Source organism: Bacillus sp. 05T31, from assembly GCF_056396725.1.
This window is the reverse complement of the sequence record NZ_JBFTMA010001027.1, coordinates 1-2635: the sequence shown is the minus strand read 5'-3', so window position 1 is coordinate 2635 and position 2635 is coordinate 1. Positions and strand designations below refer to the sequence as shown.

Annotated in this window: 1 protein-coding gene, 1 pseudogene and 1 other annotated feature; the gene and the pseudogene both read right to left on the bottom strand. The window is 33.4% G+C overall.

Going from position 1 to position 2635, the window contains the following annotated elements; all coding sequences use genetic code 11:
- Window positions 1–87 precede the first annotated feature (87 nt).
- Window positions 88–1032 (bottom strand): annotated as a pseudogene (locus AC1DJR_RS30995) (serine hydrolase domain-containing protein); the annotation flags it as partial.
- A gap of 91 nt (window positions 1033–1123) precedes the next feature.
- Entirely contained in the window at window positions 1124–2140 is a 1017-nt protein-coding gene (locus AC1DJR_RS30990; RefSeq protein ID WP_477004364.1) for an MFS transporter, read from the bottom strand.
- Window positions 2141–2205: 65 nt separating this feature from the next.
- Window positions 2206–2463, bottom strand: a binding site (T-box leader).
- Between the last annotated feature and the right edge of the window lie 172 nt (window positions 2464–2635).

Here is a 2635-nt window from a genome sequence, read left to right as displayed (position 1 = left end):
GCTGTATCTAAAAAAGATAACACACGGCAACGTACCTAGCCTATTTCGTCTTCTTTTTTATATGCTCTAATTTTTATATCCATGTAATTAAAAAGCTCCTTCTATTTCCACCATTAGTTTTTCAGGCCCTGCCCCTTTATTTGATGGAATAACTAATGTAATTCCTAATTCCGGGTATACGGCCGAGCGAAAACTCACGCCTGGATCATATCCCATTACATGATATTTAAAAATATTTTCTTGTCTTTTCTCAATCCATATTCCATAGCCGTAAGACTGGCTATTATTCACCAAAATATGAGGAGTTAAAAGTAACTTCGTATATTCGCGGCTTAATATTTCGTTGTTAAATAGAGCTTCCCAAAATTTCACCATGTCTGGTGCAGTAATGTAAGCACCGCCATCAGAACCTCCTTTTATGGGTATAGAGTATGCATTTGTTCTCCATTTTTGACTATTTACATCCTTTATATATCCGAGAGCTGTATGTTTTGGTAAATTATCTAAAGAGAAATAGCCTGAATCATTCATACCAACTGGAACAAATATGTTTCTTTCTATATATTCCGTAAATTCAAGTCCTGTCTGCTGTTCTATAATTAATCCAAGTATAATAAAACCTGCATTGTTATAGTAAAACTTACTTCCTGGTGTAAACATCATATTACTGTTTTGGAATAATGGTAAAAAGTCTTTTAAACTTTTTAATAGATACATAGGAGTTTGTTTCCAAAGGTCTTCAAAGTTATCCATGATACTTTCATCAAAATAATCTGGAATACCCGAACTATGCGTTAAAAGTTGATGTACTGCAATATCTTCATTAAAGTTTGGGAATTTAATATGTAGACAATCTTTTAACTTTGTATGAAAAGTAATTACACCTCTTTCAACAAGTTGACAGATACTGATAGCAGTAAATAATTTGCATCCTGAGGCAATTCCAAATCTTGTTTGTAGTGTATTGTTTATACATTCACTTCGGTTAGCATATCCAAATGAATTTTCATAAATAATATCATCATCTTTTTTTGTATTGTTCTTTCCCCTTATTACTTTTCCATATATAGGGGAAAGTAACCTCCTATTCAACCCCCTAATTTTCAAATAAAAACCAAGGGAACTATTTCGAATTTATTGATTCAGCGGAATATACCTTAGACCGCGATGGTAATAAAGTAAACACGCACAATATGATAGTAATAAGTAGCATTACCAATACTCCTACAATGACTACAAGTTGTATAGAAGTGAATTGAGTTGCAACGCCGAACAGAATCGTTATAAAAATTGTAAAAACAGCTATAACGAGCCCGTATATACTCCCGATTCGTCCCATCATATGAACCGGAACGTTATTTTGATAAAATGTGTAAAATCCCGTATTTGCATATGCCATAGAGAAAGATAAAACAAAGAATCCGATAGCAGCTATTAAAAACTCACTTGAAAAAGCATAAATCAAATATCCGATTGCAATGAATAATGATCCTATCCCAATTAGAAATGAAGGTGCTAATTTTTTTGATAAAATTGTATTTGTTATGGCTCCTAAAATAAAACCCGTTCCAGCGATACTAACTAGGAAGCCATACTCACTATCTGTTAACCCTGATAACAGAAATGCTATAGCATTCATATATATAGCAAACTCTGGTGTACCAGTTATTAATAATATCCCCGCCACTGCGGGACCAATTAAAAATGCACCAGATCCTATTAAACTACGTAGTGAGTTGAAACGTTGTCTTTGCTCTACTGGAATTAATTTCGTCATATATGTCATAGCAGTTGGTTCATAAATCGCACTGGCCATGCTTATAAAAAATACTAAGAGATAGACAATCCAAAGGGATAGAACCAAGGGTAAAATRGCGATAAATACTGCKCGATATATATCGAGGTGAATCATTAACTTTCGTTTATTTAAACGATCTATCATACTTCCTGACCAAGCGTTTGTAAATAAAGTGGCTAATGGTTTTATCACATATAAAGTAGCGACAGCTAAGGCTGAGCCACCCATATTATAGACAAGTACATTCAGTGCGATTAAATAAATCCATGCACCTAAATTCGCAATACCAACTCCGGACAATAGTAATAAAGGATATTTCCAATCTTCAAGTAATTTTTTCACTTTAGGCACCCGCTTTCTAAATTGTTTTAGAACAATAAAAAAATCCCACCCCCAAGACTTTTAGTCTTAGGGACGAGATKTATCATCGCGGTGCCACCCTAGTTTRTTAATATGTCGCCATATTAACCTTATCAGGTACKGCACTATTTTCATGCTTATACCTTAKCTCTATAACGGGAGCTCCCGTCACACCATCCACTTTTAAAAGGTTCCGATGTGCTGCTCAGAGGCTTGGTTCAATAAAGAATTTTTGCTCCTTTTCAGCTAAATAGAGCTCTCTGTGAAAAATTCATTTTATTTACTCTTCTCTTCACTGCATTTGGTTTTTTCCATATTATCACATAGGTTTTATATTGTAAATAATTAAAAAGAATAATCAGTTTTTTAAAAGTGAGCATCCTTTATAATTTTGTAACTTGATTTTTTATTTATTAAAAAATACGGTGCGTGAAATTGCTTGTAAATCTAAAAAAAGAGCCTATTATACTATAGACT